Annotated in this window: 19 protein-coding genes; 10 read left to right on the forward strand and 9 right to left on the reverse strand. The window is 41.6% G+C overall.

Features of this window, described 5'->3' with window-relative positions; translation table 11 throughout:
* Positions 1-41: 41 nt before the first annotated feature.
* The 4 genes from ACIQXR_RS07475 to ACIQXR_RS07490 all read right to left on the reverse strand — a co-directional run bounded on the left by ACIQXR_RS07475 (position 42) and on the right by ACIQXR_RS07490 (position 4,072).
* Complete coding sequence (locus ACIQXR_RS07475; protein WP_402867613.1) at positions 42-188, reverse strand: hypothetical protein; 147 nt, start codon at positions 186-188, stop codon at positions 42-44.
* An 81-nt stretch (positions 189-269) separates the two neighbouring features.
* Positions 270-1,718, reverse strand: coding sequence for a SulP family inorganic anion transporter (locus ACIQXR_RS07480; RefSeq protein ID WP_402867614.1), 1,449 nt, complete (start codon positions 1,716-1,718; stop codon positions 270-272).
* A 323-nt stretch (positions 1,719-2,041) separates the two neighbouring features.
* Positions 2,042-2,230, reverse strand: coding sequence for a hypothetical protein (locus ACIQXR_RS07485; protein WP_402867615.1), 189 nt, complete (start codon positions 2,228-2,230; stop codon positions 2,042-2,044).
* A gap of 624 nt (positions 2,231-2,854) precedes the next feature.
* Positions 2,855-4,072: an MFS transporter gene (locus tag ACIQXR_RS07490; RefSeq protein WP_403079785.1), complete on the reverse strand. Its 1,218-nt coding sequence runs from the start codon at positions 4,070-4,072 to the stop codon at positions 2,855-2,857.
* Positions 4,073-4,296: 224 nt separating this feature from the next.
* On the opposite strand from ACIQXR_RS07490, the gene ACIQXR_RS07495 reads away from it, so the two are divergent.
* Positions 4,297-5,601, forward strand: coding sequence for a CitMHS family transporter (locus ACIQXR_RS07495; protein ID WP_402867617.1), 1,305 nt, complete (start codon positions 4,297-4,299; stop codon positions 5,599-5,601).
* Positions 5,602-5,773: 172 nt separating this feature from the next.
* The gene (locus ACIQXR_RS07500; RefSeq protein WP_403079788.1) at positions 5,774-6,400 is read left to right on the forward strand and encodes a superoxide dismutase family protein; all 627 of its coding nucleotides are present in this window, start codon (positions 5,774-5,776) and stop codon (positions 6,398-6,400) included.
* Between the two features lie 269 nt (positions 6,401-6,669).
* On the opposite strand, the gene trhO is transcribed toward ACIQXR_RS07500, so the two are convergent.
* Positions 6,670-7,635, reverse strand: a complete 966-nt coding sequence (gene trhO / locus ACIQXR_RS07505; protein WP_402867619.1) for an oxygen-dependent tRNA uridine(34) hydroxylase TrhO — start codon at positions 7,633-7,635, stop codon at positions 6,670-6,672.
* 142 nt (positions 7,636-7,777) lie between these two features.
* Here trhO and ACIQXR_RS07510 point away from each other — a divergent pair, with 142 nt between their 5' ends.
* The 3 genes from ACIQXR_RS07510 to ACIQXR_RS07520 all read left to right on the forward strand — a co-directional run bounded on the left by ACIQXR_RS07510 (position 7,778) and on the right by ACIQXR_RS07520 (position 9,504).
* Entirely contained in the window at positions 7,778-8,824 is a 1,047-nt protein-coding gene (locus tag ACIQXR_RS07510) for a nitronate monooxygenase (RefSeq protein WP_403079790.1), read from the forward strand.
* A complete protein-coding gene (locus ACIQXR_RS07515; RefSeq protein ID WP_402867621.1) occupies positions 8,814-9,275 on the forward strand; it encodes a GNAT family N-acetyltransferase in 462 nt (153 codons plus the stop codon). Before ACIQXR_RS07510 ends, ACIQXR_RS07515 begins: the two co-directional genes overlap by 11 nt.
* Before the next feature lie 67 nt (positions 9,276-9,342).
* A complete protein-coding gene (locus ACIQXR_RS07520) occupies positions 9,343-9,504 on the forward strand; it encodes a hypothetical protein (protein WP_402867622.1) in 162 nt (53 codons plus the stop codon).
* Positions 9,505-9,548: 44 nt separating this feature from the next.
* On the opposite strand, the gene ACIQXR_RS07525 is transcribed toward ACIQXR_RS07520, so the two are convergent.
* On the reverse strand, positions 9,549-10,127 hold the full coding sequence (locus tag ACIQXR_RS07525; protein ID WP_402867623.1) for a GNAT family N-acetyltransferase: 579 nt from the start codon (positions 10,125-10,127) through the stop codon (positions 9,549-9,551).
* 105 nt (positions 10,128-10,232) lie between these two features.
* On the opposite strand from ACIQXR_RS07525, the gene pdxR reads away from it, so the two are divergent.
* A complete protein-coding gene (gene pdxR, locus ACIQXR_RS07530) occupies positions 10,233-11,627 on the forward strand; it encodes a MocR-like pyridoxine biosynthesis transcription factor PdxR (RefSeq protein WP_402867624.1) in 1,395 nt (464 codons plus the stop codon).
* Positions 11,628-11,672: 45 nt separating this feature from the next.
* Here the strand turns inward: pdxR and ACIQXR_RS07535 are convergent, their stop codons facing one another.
* Positions 11,673-12,095, reverse strand: a complete 423-nt coding sequence (locus ACIQXR_RS07535; RefSeq protein ID WP_402867625.1) for a MarR family winged helix-turn-helix transcriptional regulator — start codon at positions 12,093-12,095, stop codon at positions 11,673-11,675.
* A gap of 318 nt (positions 12,096-12,413) precedes the next feature.
* Complete coding sequence (locus ACIQXR_RS07540; RefSeq protein ID WP_402867626.1) at positions 12,414-12,617, reverse strand: hypothetical protein; 204 nt, start codon at positions 12,615-12,617, stop codon at positions 12,414-12,416.
* Between the two features lie 127 nt (positions 12,618-12,744).
* On the opposite strand from ACIQXR_RS07540, the gene ytvI reads away from it, so the two are divergent.
* Entirely contained in the window at positions 12,745-13,791 is a 1,047-nt protein-coding gene (gene ytvI / locus ACIQXR_RS07545) for a sporulation integral membrane protein YtvI (protein WP_402867627.1), read from the forward strand.
* 371 nt (positions 13,792-14,162) lie between these two features.
* On the opposite strand, the gene ACIQXR_RS07550 is transcribed toward ytvI, so the two are convergent.
* Positions 14,163-15,515: a hemolysin family protein gene (locus ACIQXR_RS07550; RefSeq protein ID WP_402867628.1), complete on the reverse strand. Its 1,353-nt coding sequence runs from the start codon at positions 15,513-15,515 to the stop codon at positions 14,163-14,165.
* A gap of 602 nt (positions 15,516-16,117) precedes the next feature.
* Here ACIQXR_RS07550 and ACIQXR_RS07555 point away from each other — a divergent pair.
* From ACIQXR_RS07555 to ACIQXR_RS07565, 3 genes are all read left to right on the forward strand, one after another.
* The gene (locus ACIQXR_RS07555) at positions 16,118-16,693 is read left to right on the forward strand and encodes a YitT family protein (protein WP_402867629.1); all 576 of its coding nucleotides are present in this window, start codon (positions 16,118-16,120) and stop codon (positions 16,691-16,693) included.
* 88 nt (positions 16,694-16,781) lie between these two features.
* Positions 16,782-17,495, forward strand: coding sequence for a FixH family protein (locus ACIQXR_RS07560; RefSeq protein WP_402867630.1), 714 nt, complete (start codon positions 16,782-16,784; stop codon positions 17,493-17,495).
* Positions 17,496-17,600: 105 nt separating this feature from the next.
* Positions 17,601-17,774, forward strand: coding sequence for an Lmo0850 family protein (locus tag ACIQXR_RS07565; RefSeq protein ID WP_402867631.1), 174 nt, complete (start codon positions 17,601-17,603; stop codon positions 17,772-17,774).
* Positions 17,775-17,791: the final 17 nt, after the last annotated feature.

Below are 17,791 nucleotides of genomic sequence, written 5' to 3' on the forward strand. Positions count from 1 at the left end.
AGGACTCGATGCCACTTTGAAAGTGGCTTCGAGTCCTTTTTTCAATTCAACGCTTCTTTCTCTTTTTCATACGCAATCACGATAAGCTCTTTGTTTGATTCCTCACGTATTTTTCCTTCAAAGAGTTTTAACTCATTGAGAAGGTCAGGTGATAAATCTGCTGCAGTATAATCCTGTTCGGATGACATGATTTTCCCTCCAATCCAGAGTATCATTCACTCTAGTTTGGCGGTTCAGCAAGAATTTATGCAGGGGAGCCATGCATCCTTTTACTTTTCATATGAGGCGAGGCTCTTTAGCAGCTGAGAACTTTCCTGATCAAGGCCAAGCACTTGAACCGTTTTCCCCTGTACTCTGTATTTTAAGATGACTTTCTCGACGGCTCCTACAGCCGAGGCATCCCATATTTTCGAATTGGAAAAATCAATGATGATGGAATCTGCTTTTTCCTTCGTATCAAACTTCGAAATGAAGTCTTGGACCGATGCAAAAAACACCTGGCCTTTTATCCGATAAGTGATTTGCCGAGCCTGGTTGTCCGCTGTTTTCTCGACAGACACTTTCGAAATTTTAGCCGAGAAGAAAATCATACTCAAGAGTACCCCGGCGAATACGCCTTTGGATAAATCATGCGTATAAAGAACAACGATAACCGTTACGATCATGACTATCGCCTCGGTTTTAGGAGTGATCCGAAGTCTCTTCAAGGAGGACCAATCAAAAGTCCCGATGGAAACCATGATCATGACCGCAACAAGGGCGGCCATCGGAATTTTAATGAGGACATCATTCAATAACACGATCAAGATTAACAAAAAGGCCCCGGCGACGAAAGTGGACAGCCGACCTCGTCCCCCGGATTTGATGTTGATACCGGATTGTCCAATCATTGCACATCCGGCCATCCCGCCGAAGAAACCGGCCACGATGTTCGCTATTCCCTGACCTTTGGCCTCCCGGTTTTTATTGCTATCCGTATCGGTCATTTCGTCAACGATTTGAGCCGTTAGTAAGGATTCAAGCAATCCGACAAACGCTAGGGCAATGGAATAAGGAAAAATGATGGCCAATGTCTCGAATGATAAAGGGATATCCGGAATCAAGAACATGGGAAGAGCCTCGCTCAATTGCCCCATGTCGCCTACGGTCCGTACAGTAGCCCCTGTTGCAACGGCCACGATGGTCATGAAGATGATTGCGACCAGCGGGGAAGGAACGACCTTGGTTATCCGTGGGAATAGGTAGATGATGGCGAGTGAACCAGCTGTCATGACATACATGACCCACGTTTCCCCTTTGAAATGAGTGAGCTGAGCCATGAAAATCATAATGGCCAAAGAATTCACAAAGCCAGTCATAACCGGCTTCGGTATAAACTTCATGAGCTTCCCAATTTTAAAGACGCCCAGTAGAATTTGAAGGATCCCAGTTAATATAGTTGCGGCAAGTAAATAGTTCAAGCCATGATCCTTTACAAGGTCAACCATCACGAGTGCCATCGCCCCGGTCGCCGCTGAAATCATGCCTGGTCTTCCACCAACAAAGGAGATGACGATGGCGATGCAGAAGGAAGCATACAATCCCACCATCGGGTCGACCCCGGCAATGATGGAGAAAGCTATTGCCTCAGGAATTAAGGCCAGGGCAACGACGATTCCGGAAAGTACGTCTCCGCGAACGTTGCAAAACCACTCCTGTTTTAATGTAGATATATTCAAAACGACACTTCCTTTTTCTCTATATAAGTATGGATTGGCTATTGTAACGTACTAGATTATAGCATGACTTCATTATTCTATCTATGGATTCATAATTGAATGGAAATTTCCTTATTTATATCAATTAGGCCAAATAGAAAGATCCAAGTGGGCCACCTTCAACAAAAAAAGACCCGTAATGGTCTTTTTTTGTTGAACTTACGAGTCATAAGTAAATTCCGGTTCCTTACACTGTGGGATGAATGAAATAATACTATGAAAGGGGTGGACTTGATTGCATGAGTATGTAGAAGCATTAGAGAGAGGAGGGGGATATGTCCTGCTTATTCTTCTTTATGTATAATGCTAGATTTACATGCTGTACAGGTAACTTCTTTGTAATGCTTGAAGATGATCTTTCTAAGATCTCTTCTGGTTAACATAGCGAATACATTGTATCGCGTACCACATACACACGTATGTTTGTCTTTTACGATGTGTCTTTCATCCGTTTTGATAGTAGGAAAAAGCATTTTAACCCTCTTTTAAACTAATTTTAGGCGAAAAAAGACCAAGAGGAAAGTAAATCTTGGAAATCCAACCACTACCACAAAAGCTTGATATGTCTGGTTTGTGGATTTTCACCTTAAATAATCTTAACATAAAAAAGAATCAAATCTATAAATATACAGAAAAACACGATAATGTTTAAAAAAACAGAAGTAGGAAAACGAGGGAATGAATAGATATCCCTAGGACTTAGGGTTTTCGTTTAAGAACTTTTCCCGACAAGATCTGCAGGTGATATCGGAAACCGATTTAAACTTAACCTTCTTCAGGTCTTTTTTCTCGAATATTCCCCGGTAGTTATGAATAATTCCACATTCACAATAACGCTGATCCTTGATGATGTGAACTTTTGCATAATATGTGAAGGTCGGATACATGTTGACACCCCTTGTTAGGTATATATTACTAGGTATATTATACTATTTTATTATAGCTATGTAAAAAATAAATTTCTAAGAAATTAGGCAAAGAAAAGTTCTGTTACAGAGAGGGTCCAACCATCTTGTTGGGTAAGTTTGAATGAAAAAGAAGACACCCGTTAGAAGGATCATCTAACGGGTGTCTTCTTTTTGCTAAAGGTCTTCTAATCAATGTGAATGCCGGGCCAACTCCGGGTTGCGATGCAACGCCAAATACAGGACCAGTCCTGCTAACAGCAGCAGGAAGCTGGTCGTTATAAAAACGGCTGAAAATCCATAAAATCCTGCAACCATCCCTCCCATTGCCGGGCCGATGATATTGCCTAAAAAACGGAGACTAGTATTATATCCAAGCACTTCCCCCTGCATGGCAACGGGAGCCTCTTGGCGGATATAGGCAATCCTTACAGGGATAATTCCCCCTATGACTATACCTAATGCAAACCGTACAAATACAAGTTGCCAAAAGTGATTGATGAAAGCTCCAGGCAAATATACGAGTGCTGTGAGGAAAAGAAGGAGCACCAGAATCTTTATATGTCCATGGTGGTCGCCTATCCTGCCCCAGTACCTGGCCATCAATAAGTTTCCGAGACCAGCTGCGGAAAAGGCGATGCCTGAGTAAAAGGCCAGATTAGTAGTTCCGTGCAGTTCCCCGACATATAAAGATAGAATGGGTTGGATGCTGAAATGAGCCACCTGGACAATCGTTGATATGAGCATGACATTCACTAGAATGGGGTTCCGTAAAATGTGCGAGAGGACCTCCCGGCTCGAATAACTGGCTTTTGTTCCTTTTTGTCGCTGAACTTGATATTCCTTGGTTGCGAATACAAGAAGTCCAGAGACGAAAATTGTGATGGAAGTGAACTTAAACGCTGTTGAGTAGCCGAGAGTATCCGCAAGTACGCCGCCAATCAATGGTCCGAAAAGGGAGCCGGTTATATTTCCCGTTTGAAGAGTACCCAAGACCCTTCCGGCAATCTCTTTAGGTGTCTGTGTGGAAATGAAAGCTTGTGACATGGAGATGAATCCAGTGAATATGCCCATGAACATTCTTAATAAGAACAACTGCAGGACATTTTCTACAAATCCCATCAAGAAAATCGATAGGCCCATACCGAAGGCGCAGGCAATCAGGATTTTCTTTCTACCATAACGGTCCCCGATTCGTCCCCAAATGGGGGAAAACAAAAAGGCTGTCACAAAGGTAATTCCGAATGTCCACCCCGACCAATGCTGGACATATTGTGCCGAATAATTGCCAAAGGTACCGATGTATAACGAGATGAAGGGAAGAACCATCGTCATGCTACCACCGATGAAGAAGTTGGCAAACCACATGATGAAAAGATTCCGTTTGGCCAATTTAACATCCATATACATGTAACACTTCTTTCTACCTGATATTTACTATTCAGTATACAGATTTACCCTATTCTATTAAATGTATTTGATTCAGACATGCTTCAGGGCAAGAAAAAAATCTAGTTTGAAAAAGTTGTTTTTTAATGAAATACCCAGTGTTATACTAACTAAATACTAATTTTTCAGAAAATATAAAATATTTGATGAAAGTTAATATTTCAAATAGTAAGGGGAGAGTCTACATGTTATCGATTCTTGGATTTTGCATGATTTTTACATTTCTTATTTTGGTCATTTCAAAGCGCCTTTCTGTAGTGGTTGCCTTCATTTTCACTGCCATCCTTTTTGCATTGATCGGTGGGTTTGCGTCGGAAATGGGAGAAATGATGATGGCGGGGATTATAAAGGTAACGCCAACGGCCGTTATGATTGTATTTGCTATTTTATATTTTGGCTTGATGCTAGACGTTGGTTTATTTGAACCTATGATTACCAAGATACTAAGCCTTGTGAAGGGGGACCCACTAAAGGTTGTGATGGCCACTGCCATCATCACGATGCTAGTAGGGTTAGATGGTGACGGGTCTTCCACCTTCATGATCACCGTAACAGCCATGTTGCCGCTCTATATAAGGTTAGGGATGAATAGGCTTATATTGGCGTGTGTGGTTGCTTTAGCTGCAGGCGTCATGAATATCATCCCTTGGGGCGGCCCGTTGGTAAGAGCAGCAGCCAGTCTACAAGTGGAAGTATCAGACTTATTCATTCCGCTCATTCCGGTCATGATTGCAGGGCTGATATGGACGCTGTTTTCCGCCTATATCCTTGGGAAGAAGGAAAGAGCCAGATTGGGCATCACTCCATTGCAGACACCAATGCCTTCAGGGTTGGGTGAACAGGCTGCTGCGGTTGAAGCTACTAATGGTACAACCATGAAGTTTTGGTTTAATTGGTTATTGACGATCGCATTAATGGTATTTTTGGTAATGGAAGTGTTGCCTCTACAAATCTTATTCGCTTCGGCTTTTGCCATAGCATTATTCGTTAACTTTCCAAATCCAAAAGAACAGCAGGAAAGGATATTAAGCCATGCCAATAGTTTTGTTATGATCTGTACACTTATCTTTGCAGCGGGTATTTTCACGGGCGTCTTCACGGAAACGAAGATGATGGATTCGATGGCTTCTTCCATCGTGACCGTTATTCCAGATTGGCTTGGTGCACATCTACCTGTTGTTGTGGCACTTACTAGCATTCCGATGGGCTTCATTTTTTCACCTGACGCATATTACTTTGGAATTATTCCCATCATTAGCGAGGCTGCGGCGAACTTTGGAATTGCCCCAGTTGAAATCGGGAGGGCCGCTTTATTAGGTCATTCCACAACAGGCTTTCCCTTATCCCCCTTGGTTCCTGCCACATTCATTCTGATTGGGCTGGTTGGTGTGGACTTTGGTGATCATCAAAAGTTTCTATTTAAATGGGCGTGTGGGACAACGATTGTAATGACAATCGTGGCTATCACTCTTGGGGTGATTCCATTATAAGAGGTGAGTCTAATAAACTAGTATGGAAAATCTTTTACTGTGAGATTAGTTAGGTTTTTTATCATGCTCATAGAATCTATTTTCCCATTTATCCCTCTCTCTGTTTATCCTTTCAAAATAGTGGAAATGATTAAGAAGACTATACATAAATGAAAGAGAGAGGGTACTGATGATGAACTATAAGCAAAAGCTGCTGTTGCCAGCATGTGCCGCCTTTTTGTTGTATGGATGCAATTCAGAGGATAACTCAACGAATGCAGACAAAACCGTGGAAGATTCAAAACCGGTACAGGGAACACAAACGGAAGTGGACCCACAAGCACAGGCGGAAGTTAAGGATACTGCGGGTAAAACTTTAGGTACTGTCAATTTTTCCGCGGAAGAGAATTCCGTCTTGATCGAAGCGGCACTGGAAGGGTTAGAACCCGGTTATCATGGGTTCCATATTCATGAAAATGCAGCATGTGAAGCGGATGCAAAGGAAGGGCCTTTTACTACAGCCGGGGGGCACTTCAATCCAACAGATGAAAAGCACTCCCATCATGCTGGGGATATGCTTCCTCTTTTTGTTAAAGAAGATGGAACAGCCAAATATACAGCCACGTTGGATAACATGACAGTGGAACAACTGAAGCAAGAAGAGCTTTCGGTCATCGTTCATGCAAATCCGGACAACTTTGCCAATATTCCTGACCATTATGAAGCGGATGGAGAAAAGGGACCGAATGAAGACACGTTAAAAACAGGTGATGCCGGTGACAGGCAAGCATGCGGGATTGTAGTAAGCACAGATAAGTAAGGGCATGAGCGATTCTTCTATGGAGGAATCGCTTTTTGCATACTATTTGTAGCTTAGCTTGGCCTAAATCAACCACGAACGGCGATAATTCGACCGCAATCCGAATTATTTCAACCATACCAAGCAATATTTCAACCACGCAACATATTAATTCAACCATAGACAAAAAAGCTGAAAAAAAGGATTTTTCTATCGTGATATAGAAGTAAGAGAAAAGCATGAAAAAACCCGAATCAGGACAAGGAGTCGATTGATTCGGGTTTCATGGCTTATTCTGCTGTAGCGGTTTCTTTAATAAGTTGTAGTCGTTCTGCCACTTCTTCTTCAGACAAGTTATGCTCGACTACATAGCGATTACGTGGGTGCACCCGACATTCGTGGGAACAGCTGCGTAAGTGTTTGTGCTCGTTTTCTTCACTGCAAAGGATTTTCTTGTTGCATTCCGGGTTCGCGCAGTTCACATAACGCTCACATGGTTCGCCGGAGAAGATATCCCTGCCGACGATGACATGTTCCTTTTGATTGATCGGAACGGCAATTCTTTGATCGAATACATACATTTGACCATCCCAAAGATCGCCTTGCACTTCAGGGTCTTTTCCGTACGTTGCGATGCCTCCGTGAAGCTGGCTGACATCTTCAAAGCCTTCTTTGACAAGCCATCCGGAGAATTTTTCGCAACGGATTCCGCCTGTGCAATACGTAAGGATTTTTTTACCTTCAAACATCTCTTTATTCTCACGTACCCATTCCGGAAGTTCACGGAAATTTGTGATATCTGGCTTGATTGCGCCGCGGAAGTGACCCAAATCAAATTCATAGTCATTTCTCGCATCAAGTACGACTGTATTTTCATCTTGCATTTGCTCGTAAAATTCTTTTGGGCTTAAGTAATTCCCTGTCGTCTGGTTTGGATCGACGTCATCTTCCAATCGAAGCGTAACCAGTTCATTTTTTGGACGGACATGCATTTTTTTGAAGGCATGGCCATCGGCTTCATCGATTTTATAGACCATATCAGCAAAGCGGGGATCGCTTTTCATCATGTCCATGTATTTTTCGGTTTGTTCGATTGTACCAGATACCGTACCGTTGATCCCTTCCTGGGCAACTAAAATCCGGCCTTTCAATTCAAGTTCTTTACATGCCGCAAGATGTTCGGCAGCGAACTCTACGTGATTCTCGATTGGTGTATACAAGTAATACAATAAAACTCTATATGGTTTTGTTTCCATTTTTTAATTACCACCTATGATTTATATTTGCAAGATATAAAGGGTGATCAGTTAAGACACTTTTCTCTTACAGACAATCATTATACCAAGAAAACATAACTTTGATAAGTGAATCATGAAAAATGAAAGGGGCCTGTTAAAAATGCTTCAAGATTTAATGAAATATCCCATCATTCAAGCCCCAATGGCTGGAGGCGCATCCACACCGAAACTGGCCGCAACGGTTTCTGCTGCAGGAGGATTGGGGTTTCTCGCAGCTGGATATAAAACTGCAGAGGAAATGAGAAACGAAATGGAAGAGGTGCGCCGATTGACTGGGCGGCCTTTTGGCGTGAATGTGTTCGTGCCAAGTAAAGAGGTTGTGGATGAATCCAGACTCACCGCCTACCGGGAAAAAATACAAAAAGAGGCGGAAAGTGTAGGGGCTTCAATAGGGGAACCCATGAGCGACGATGATGACTGGGTCAATAAAATAGCCGTGTTAAAAGAACTCCGGGTCGCCGTTGTGAGTTTCACATTTGGGTGTCCAGAATCCGGTATCATCAAGGAACTCCAACATGCCGGTACGCTTGTTACGGTATCGGTGACGAACCCTACAGAGGCACAAATTGCAGTTACGGCGGGAGCGGATATCCTTTGTGTACAAGGGATTGAGGCAGGCGGCCATCGTGCCAGTTTTGATAACGAGTCAGAAAGTGACCAAGCGCTTTTGGAATTGATCAAGATTGTAAAAAAAGAAACGAACGTGCCGATAATTGCCGCAGGCGGATTGATGGATGGAAAAGACATTGCCGGTGTTCTTGCAGCAGGGGCAGTAGCGGCACAGTTGGGAACCGCTTTTCTATGTTGCCCGGAAAGTGGCGCAAGCCCAGCTCATAAGGCAGCGCTCCATAATCCACGGTTTACCGATACGGCGATCACCCGGGCTTTTAGCGGCCGCCGTGCTCGGGGATTGGTGAATCGCTTCTTAATGGAATATGACAGGGTCGCCCCGGCAGCCTATCCTTATGTTCATCACATGACGAAACAGATGCGAAAGGTGGCGGGACAAAAAGGCGAACCTGAATTGATGGCTCTATGGGCAGGAGAAGGATACAAACGGAGTCGAACGCTTCCCGCCTCGGTATTGATGGGAGAGTTGGTTGAAGAAATGAATATAGAATCTAGGAGAGGATGTCATGAAAATTAGACCCTTGAATCCAGATGAAGTACCACCGATGGAGTTACTGTTGCTTGCTGATCCTTCAAAAGAATTGGTTGAGACCTATTTGGAGAGGGGCACGTGTTTTGTCGCTGAATCGGATGGGCTGATAACCGGCGTGTATGTCTTGAAGGGATTGACCGATGACACGATAGAAATCGTCAACGTTGCTGTCGCGGAACAATACCAAGGTGAAGGCCTGGGGAAAAGGCTGGTCAATCATGCGATTCATCATGCGAAGTCACTGGGGTATCACTCCATCGAAATCGGCACGGGTAATTCAGGGATGGGGCAGCTGGCCCTTTATCAAAAATGTGGATTTAGAATAACCGATATCGATCGCGATTTTTTCACGAGGAATTATCCAGAGCCCATTTATGAAAATGGGATACAGTGCAGGGACATGATTCGTTTATCTCAAACCATCGGGAGCACCTAATGCCGTTAGGGAAATCAATCCAATGTAGGCATCCCATCTTACTGGATAGAACATAGGAGGAAAAATCATGCTTTTCGGCGATTCCATTTATCTATTATTTGCGTTGCTCATGCCACTTTTTTTCGCTATTGTCGTATTCATATTCATTCGTTCTATTAAAAAGCAGAATGAATCTTTACAGCAAAAGGAGAAGGAAAGTACAGCTCATAAACAATCATCCGAAAATTAATCCATGGTCAAGAGAGTGTCCAAATGAATGGGCACTCTCTTGATTCATTTCCCCAAAAACCCTTCCAACTTCTGCTTCACATTCGGCCACTCTTCTTTGAGGATGCTGAACACCATGGTGTTTCTGACTCTCCCATCTTTCAGTATTTTTTCTTTTCGTAACATCCCCTCTTCAACAGCTCCAAGCCTAGCAATGGCCGCACGTGAAGCTCTGTTCAGCTCATCTGTCCTGAATTCTACACGATTCATGTGCCACGTTTCAAAGGCATGCTGTAAAAGTAAATATTTGCATTCGGTGTTGACGGCTGTCCTCCACTTTGAAGGGTGATACCAGGTCGAGCCGATTTCCACTGTTTGATTATCGAATCGTATATCCCTTAGGCTTGTGCTGCCGATAACCGATTGAGTCGAAGAATCGATTACCGCAAAGGGATGGTGCTGATTCTTTTCCCTTGATAAGATGCCTTGCTGTACAAATTCCACAGCGTCTTGATGAGACAAAATCTTCGTCGCACTCCACACCCAGATTTCTTTGGGGAGGGAGGCTGTGTAAATCGGTTCGATATGATTTTCCATCAGGGGTACCAGTGAAACGTATTTCCCGGTTAATTCAAACGGCTTCATGTTCATTCCTCCAATCAAGTAATATCCTGATTATAAAAAAAATCTGGTACTATAATAAGAACCAGAACTGTTATAATTTATGGAACCAGTAAAGGGGTGGGCGCCATGTACGAAATCACTTTTCAACTCGAAAAAACAAAGGATCGACCATTATATGTTCAACTGTATCACTATTTGAAAAGGGAAATTCAGAATGGGCAAATAAAGGCTGGAATGAAGTTACCCTCAAAACGAAAGCTAGCCGTTCATTTAGGTATTGGCTTGAATACGGTGGATTCAGCTTATCAGCAGCTAATCGCGGAAGGGTATGTGGAGAGTCGGGTGAGAAAAGGATATTTCGCAGCGGAAATCGATCGGATTTCTTCCATTATGGAGCAAGTAACCACGACTAGTAATTCAGAGACCAGTTTGCCAAGTGTAACCAACATGATAGATTTTCATTATGGCCATGTGGATATCGACTCCTTCCCACATACCGTGTGGAAAAAGTGCATGAATAATACGCTGTACCTTCAGGAAAGGGACATGTTCATCAGTGGGGACCCTCAAGGGGAGCATGGTCTTAGGGTCGAAATTGCGGACTACCTTTTTCAGTCAAGAGGGGTGCGGTGTGTCCCTAATCAAATCATCATCGGAGCGGGTACACAGTATTTCATTCATCTTTTGCGGCTTCTTCTTGGCAAGGAGAGAGTATTTGGGTTGGAAGACCCCGGGTTTCATCGGGTGAGAGAAGTATTGAAAGTGGAGGGAGCTGAGATGAGGTTCATTCCTTGTGATGAAAGCGGGTTGTGTGTGGAATCATTAAAGGAAAGCCAAGCTGATATCGCCTATGTTACCCCTTCTCACCAATTCCCGTTAGGAATGATCATGCCCATATCACGAAGGGTGGAATTATTGAAATGGGCAGGTAGAAAGAATGGCTATATTATTGAAGATGACTATGATGGGGAATTCCGACATACAGGCAACCCTATACCGTCTCTGCAAGGTCTGGATACAGGTGGAAGGGTGATCTATTTAGGCACGTTTTCTAAATCATTGATTCCCACGATTAGAGCGGGATATATGGTACTACCTCCTGAGTTAGCCGATCTTTACCAAAGAAAATTACAAGGATACAAACAGACCATTTCCAAAATGATCCAAGAAACGGTCTGTCTTTTTATAAAAGATGGCCATTGGGAACGGCATCTGAATAGAATGAGAATCCTGTATCGAAAAAAGAATCAAGTGTTGCTTGCTGAACTAGAAGAAACCTTCCATGATCAAATAACGGTAATAGGAGAGAAGTCCGGACTACATATTCTAGTGCAAGTCCATAGTGATAAATCCGAAGCCGAGCTTATTCAAACCGCTGAAAGAAAGGGAGTGAAGGTGTACCCCACTTCGGTTTATCATTCAAAGAAAGACAACCATCCAACCATTTTGATGGGATATGGCGGTTTATCTGAATCAGATATCAAAGAAGGGATTCGCCTGTTAAAAAAGGCGTGGCTCTAGCTTTTGAATCGCTTATATAAAAGGGATTTAAAAGAATGATGGCAATTAATCTCTAATATTATTTAGAATTTTAAGCAGTGTTTGGAAAAATAAGTCCTGCTCTTCTTCGGAAATGCCATCTAAGGCTTTTCCTTCGATCTTATCCGCAATCTTCATGCATTTCATATGTACTTCTTTTCCTCTGGGCGTGAGTTCAATTCGCTTTTCCTCTTCATCCTTCCCAGGGACTTGTTTGATCATATGGTTCTCTTCCATGCTATTCACGGAACGGGTAATGATCACGCTATCAACGTCTAGATAATTGGATATGTCATTGATGGTAGAATAACCACAGTTCTTTAAATAATTCAAGATTGTCCATTGGTTATGATAAATATTCAGGCTTGTGATCTGTTCGTTCATATTTTTTACGATAGTTCTGGATAATTGTAAATGTTGATGGAATAGCTGATTTTGTTTGTTTTTCATATAATTCTCCTTCATAATGAGCGGCCACTTCATTATAATTTATAAATTGAAAAAGTCTAAGATAAAGAAAGATTCATATGATTCATTTTACTCATAACCGATTTTATCTTCAAGACATGTAAGGGGTATCATTTGTCGTACTTTGTGAGCAGTTGAACATAAACAAGTGCCAAAAAGAGAACGACCCTTTGTATTATACGACAAACATACAGAAATTTTAAGTATCGTCTTGAAAATCATGGGGAACTATCTTTTTCCAATTTGCCCCTTACAAAAATATCAACTAAAAAAACCAGCATGGAAGCTGGTTTTTTGTCGTTAAATTCTTTCGCTTGCGGAGCGGTGTTTGGTTTCTTCTTTATTTCGTTCTTCTTCTTTTTCGTATTTAATGTCTTCTAATGGCAAATCGTCGATGGGCATGACAAGCTGATCACGTTCTAGTTGTTTCTCTTGATTTTCTTTGAAAGCCTTGGATTTATCATTACGTTCCTGCAGAGTTTTATCTTTTTTTAAGTTATCCATAATCGATCCCTCCATCTCTTTCCTTATCTTTTCCCTTGAAATGAGAAAATAAAACGTATAACCGAAATATATGGGAGATTCTTTCATAAATATAGGAGAAATAGGAAAGGGCAAGGGGGTGTAGTAATTGAATTTCGCTATGTTTTTTCGCTGGTTTTGGAAGGCGGCTATCCTTTTAGGGATTATATTCTTGATTCCTTACTCGTGGGCGCTGATTTTTGCTCTAGTAACCGCCATCATATTGGATGGATTAGTGAACTTTATAAGCAAAATGTTAAACGTACATCGCCTTTGGGGCGTGTTGGTTTCCTTCATTATCTATGTAGGTGGCTTTATCGGCTTGATTTATTTCTCGCTTTCCGTTCTTATCAAACGGATCATCGTCCATTCTGAAAAGCTACCGATTTTAATTCGAGAAATTTATCTCACGGCAATTTTGCCGGTCATCAGGCAATGGGAGCAATATTCCCAAACGTTGCCGCCTAATCTCATTCAGTCAATCGAACTTACGATGGAAAAAGGGGTCATGGCTCTTGAAGGGTTTACGAAGGACTTTGTCCAGGACATGGTTCAGCTTGTTACGCTCGTACCCGCCTTTTTTATAGATTTCTTAATCTATTTAATTGCTTTATTCTTAATCAGTCTTGAGCTTCCGATGTTGAAGAGAAAGCTAGTTTCTTTTTTAAGGGAGTCAACCTACCAAAAAATCACCATGGTTTATCAAGATCTTAGTATGGCGGCTGTCGGATTCTTTAGGGCGCAGATTGTATTGAGTTTATTCACGTTCTTGATGGCCTATGCGGGACTATGGATTCTAGATGTGAAATACACCTTGCTCTTGGCTCTTTTAATCGTCATCGTCGATATTCTCCCGATATTGGGAACAGGGTCAGTGCTCGTTCCTTGGGCTGTCATTGTATGGACGCAAGGAAATCATCACCTTGGCATTGGTCTAATCATCTTGTTCCTGGTCATAACCGTTGTCAGGAGGACCATTGAGCCAAAAATCTATTCAGCAAATATGGGTTTAACCCCGCTAGCGTCGCTTGTCAGTCTTTATTTAGGATTTAAAGTGCTGGGGGTAATCGGACTTTTCCTAGGGCCGGCTATTCTCATCGTTTATAATACATTGAAGAGGGCTGGTGTCATCAAGCTTCATCATTTTAAAATATGAGCCATTGTTAGAAATTCTTAATGGAGTTTACTGAATTGGACATATCTTTAACCGTTTTACCTTTTCCTTTACAATGATTGCAGTTCCGTGAAAAGAACTGTAGATAGCGAGTTTTGCCTTTCCCTTTGCATTGCTGGCAAATGGTTATAACTTTCATCAGTCTTCACTCCTTAATTATGATGATGTTTCTTTAACAGTATGAAACAAGAAAGGTAGAACTATACCTCAATCACTATAAATAGAGGGGGATTTCTTACTATAATATGAAAGTTTTTTGTCTCATGTAACCATAATGAAAGTGAAATCATGGAAGATGCCATGATGTAGGGTAGAAAAAACCCCGTCCTAATAAACTAGGGCGGGGTTTTCCATTAAGAAACGATTTCAGTCTGCGACATTAAAGGAAATTCCTTTACTTCGCTTACTGCTTTTGCAGGTTTATAAATCTCGATATAGCTGATATGGTGGTCTTCCATTTCTTTTATTTTAAAATGGTAAGGTCCATAATTCAGAATATCGCCTTGTTTGGCTTCGTAGTTCTCGGTAAGAATCCAGCCACCCATCGTATCGATATCTTCATCGTTGATATCGATGCCAAGTAAATCATTTATTTCACTGACCAATACCTTTGCATCGATAATATAATGATTTTCCTTCACTTTACGAACGTCAGGGACTTCATCTAAGTCGAACTCATCCCGGATATCACCGACAATCTCTTCCAGGATATCTTCAACGGTGACTAATCCCGATGTGCCGCCATATTCATCCATGAGGATTGCCATGTGTACACGTTCTTTTTGCATCTTTAATAGTAAATCGTGGATGGGGATGCTATCGATGACACGAATGATCGGACGAACATAACGATTGATCGTAGATGTTGCCTGATTTTTCTTGTCTATCATTTCCGTGAAAAGTTCCTTGATATTGACCAGTCCGATGATATGGTCTTTATCACCATCGATAACTGGGTATCGAGTGAAGTTTTCTTCAGCCATGATGGAAAAAAACTGCTGTATGGTATCATCTTTGGAAATCGTGGCGATTTCGGTACGAGGAACCATGATTTCCTTTGCTATGCGATCATCGAATTCAAAAATTTTATTCACATATTTAAACTCAGATTGGTTAATTTCGCCGCTTTTATAGCTTTCTGAAACAATGATGCGAAGCTCTTCTTCCGTATGAGCCAAGTCATGCTCAGAAACTGCTTTTAATCCAAACATTTTTGTTAGCACTCTTGCAGAGCCATTAAGTACCCAGATGAAAGGATACATGACTTTGTTAAATCCAATTAGCGGTTTGGCAATGAATAATGTTACTTGCTCTGCTTTTTGAATGGCCATCGTCTTTGGTGCCAGTTCTCCCACCACCACATGAATGAAGGTGATCAAAGAAAAGGCAATCGCGATTGAAAGGATATGTGAAGCAGATTCAGGGATATTTAATTGAGTGAGAAGCGGGCCCAAAATACTTTCAACTGTCGGTTCTCCCAGCCACCCAAGTCCTAATGCCGTAACTGTAATTCCCAGTTGGCATGTTGACAGGTATTCATCGAGATTGGATGTGACCTTCTTTGCTGCTAGGGCATTCGGCTTACCTTCTTCAATTAATTGATCGATCTTCGTGCTCCTCACTTTAACAATCGCAAACTCCGAAGCTACAAAAAATGCTGTTAAAGCAATTAAAATGGCAATAAGTACCAAGTTTATTATGTCCAAAAAGTCTCCCTTACATCGCCTATGAGACGAATAAGGAGTCCACCTCCTACATTTTTAAAATATACAAGTATATTTTTTTTGTCGTGCTAAATAGCTAAATACGTACTGGAGTCGTGCATGAAGGCTGCAAGTTTACACTCCGTTTTTAAATGAATAGAGTACTAGTATATGTGTATTAGCGATACGTAGACGGGAAATAGAAGAATTTTGCAAGGAAAATGCAAGCAAGATTATTTAATACCGTGCACTTTTTCGCCAGGCAAAGCAGCGTCCGTCCGTCACAACGAACGTTCTTTAATGTCCCATCCAATCACCTCAGTTTAATTGATTTAAATACTTTCATTATAGAAAGAGTTAGTCATCCAGTCAAATTGCCTAATACTCGCAAAATGGTGGAAATGGCTTGTAAAAGGTTCATTTGTTTCACTATTTGACGGTTTTTGACCAATTCCTTTCCTATAACCATTATATAATGGAATATTCAGAAAATTAAAGGTCTATGCCTATAAAAAATAAAAAAGGCCTTTTATTAATTTTTAGCTTCTCTGTACATAGGATATAGGATTGGGACAAGATTATCCATTAAAAAGGATGTGGAAGTCATGATGATCATCGAAAAGATGGCAGCCATAATGGCCGGAAGTTTGCTTGTGGGCGTAGGAATTAATTTTTTTCTCATTCCTTATCACTTGTTGGATGGTGGCATGATTGGGATTGGTTTAATCATTCATTATTTTCTAGGGCTTCCAACTGGGTTAGGCGTTATTCTGAGCAGTATTCCCCTATATATATATGCTTGGTATTACGAAAAAAAACTATTCCTCAACAGTTTGCATGGCCTACTTTTCTCTTCGTTATGTATCGATATTTTTTCCGAGGCTGTCATCGATTGGAATCTTCCCATCTATATAAGTGCCATAATCGGAGGGGGATTAATCGGGCTGGGAATCGGGCTCATGCTCCGGTATGGTACATCAACAGGCGGGACCGACATGCTTGCACAGATCATTTCCAGGAAAAGCGGGCTTAATGCCGGCATGTTAATTTTCTTCATAGATGGATGTGTCCTCATTGTGGGCTTGAGCGTGGTGGACCTGACTGTGTTTTTCTATTCATTTTTGACCATCATCGCTGTGGCGATGCTGACTTCGGTAACCGTGATGCGGACCGCAACTTAATAGAATGTATATATTTCAGTTATCTGGGAAGGATGGTGTATAAAACGACCGTCTTATCGGTTAATTATGAAAAAGAAGGAAGTTTTCGATGAAGAAATTTTATTTGTCAGCCATATTATTGTTTGCGTTAGCAGGATGTCAGGAAACCGAAAAGCCAGAAGATAAAGAAGTGAGCAATGCCATACCTGAAACCATGGAGGCTACTATATCCGTTAAAGGGACATTGGTTTCCGGAAAAGAGGTCATCCTAGAAACCACAGTGAAGGAAGGAAGCCAACTTGTAAATGAAGCTGGTGAGGTTCTTTTTGAAGTGAGGAAATCCGGACAGGATAAACGGGAAATGTTAGATGCAAAGAATACGGGAAGCGGGACATATCAAGTGATGCACACCTTCAAGGAACAAGGGAAGTATCATGTAATTGCCCATGTAACAGCTAAAAATCAACATGTGATGCCGGAAAAAGAAGTGGTCATTACTGATAATGAAAGTGAAAACACCTCGGTACACCCAAGGTCGAATGTCTTGATCGAGTTTCATAACAATCCTGTGACGGCGGGGAACAGTTCCACCTTTGAAGCCAATGTGCATTTGGATGGGAAGCCTTTGACTGATGCAGATGTAAATTTTGAGGTGTGGAAAGAAGGCAGTGAAGAAAGTTATTTCACCAAGGCGAAAGAAGAGGGAAAAGGGACTTATCTAAATAAAGTGTCCTTTGACGAGGCGGGAACTTATAAGATTCAGGTGCATGTGGAAAAAGAAGAAGTGCATGAACATCAGCTACAAACGATACAGGTTAATTGATGAGAATATCTACCCTTTTTGGCGAGTATTTATCCAGATAGGTTTTAGCCTTACTTTTAATGGGAACGTAAAGGATAACGAATACAGCAGGAAGGGAGGGTAAGCATGAAAAATGAAATAATCAACAAGTACAAAAATCTCGGGGTCCATATTCAAAAAACGAAATCACGTCAGGAGATTTTCACGAATATTTCTCACACTGATTCATCCTTACTCACCTTAGAGTTCGCAACTGCTTTTTCAAACGATGTACAAAAACAGGAAATAAAAGAATATTAATCACAAGGAGACCGGGA

The sequence above is a fragment of the Peribacillus sp. NPDC097224 genome (genome assembly GCF_044761985.1).
Classification (GTDB): Bacteria; Bacillota; Bacilli; order Bacillales; family DSM-1321; genus Peribacillus.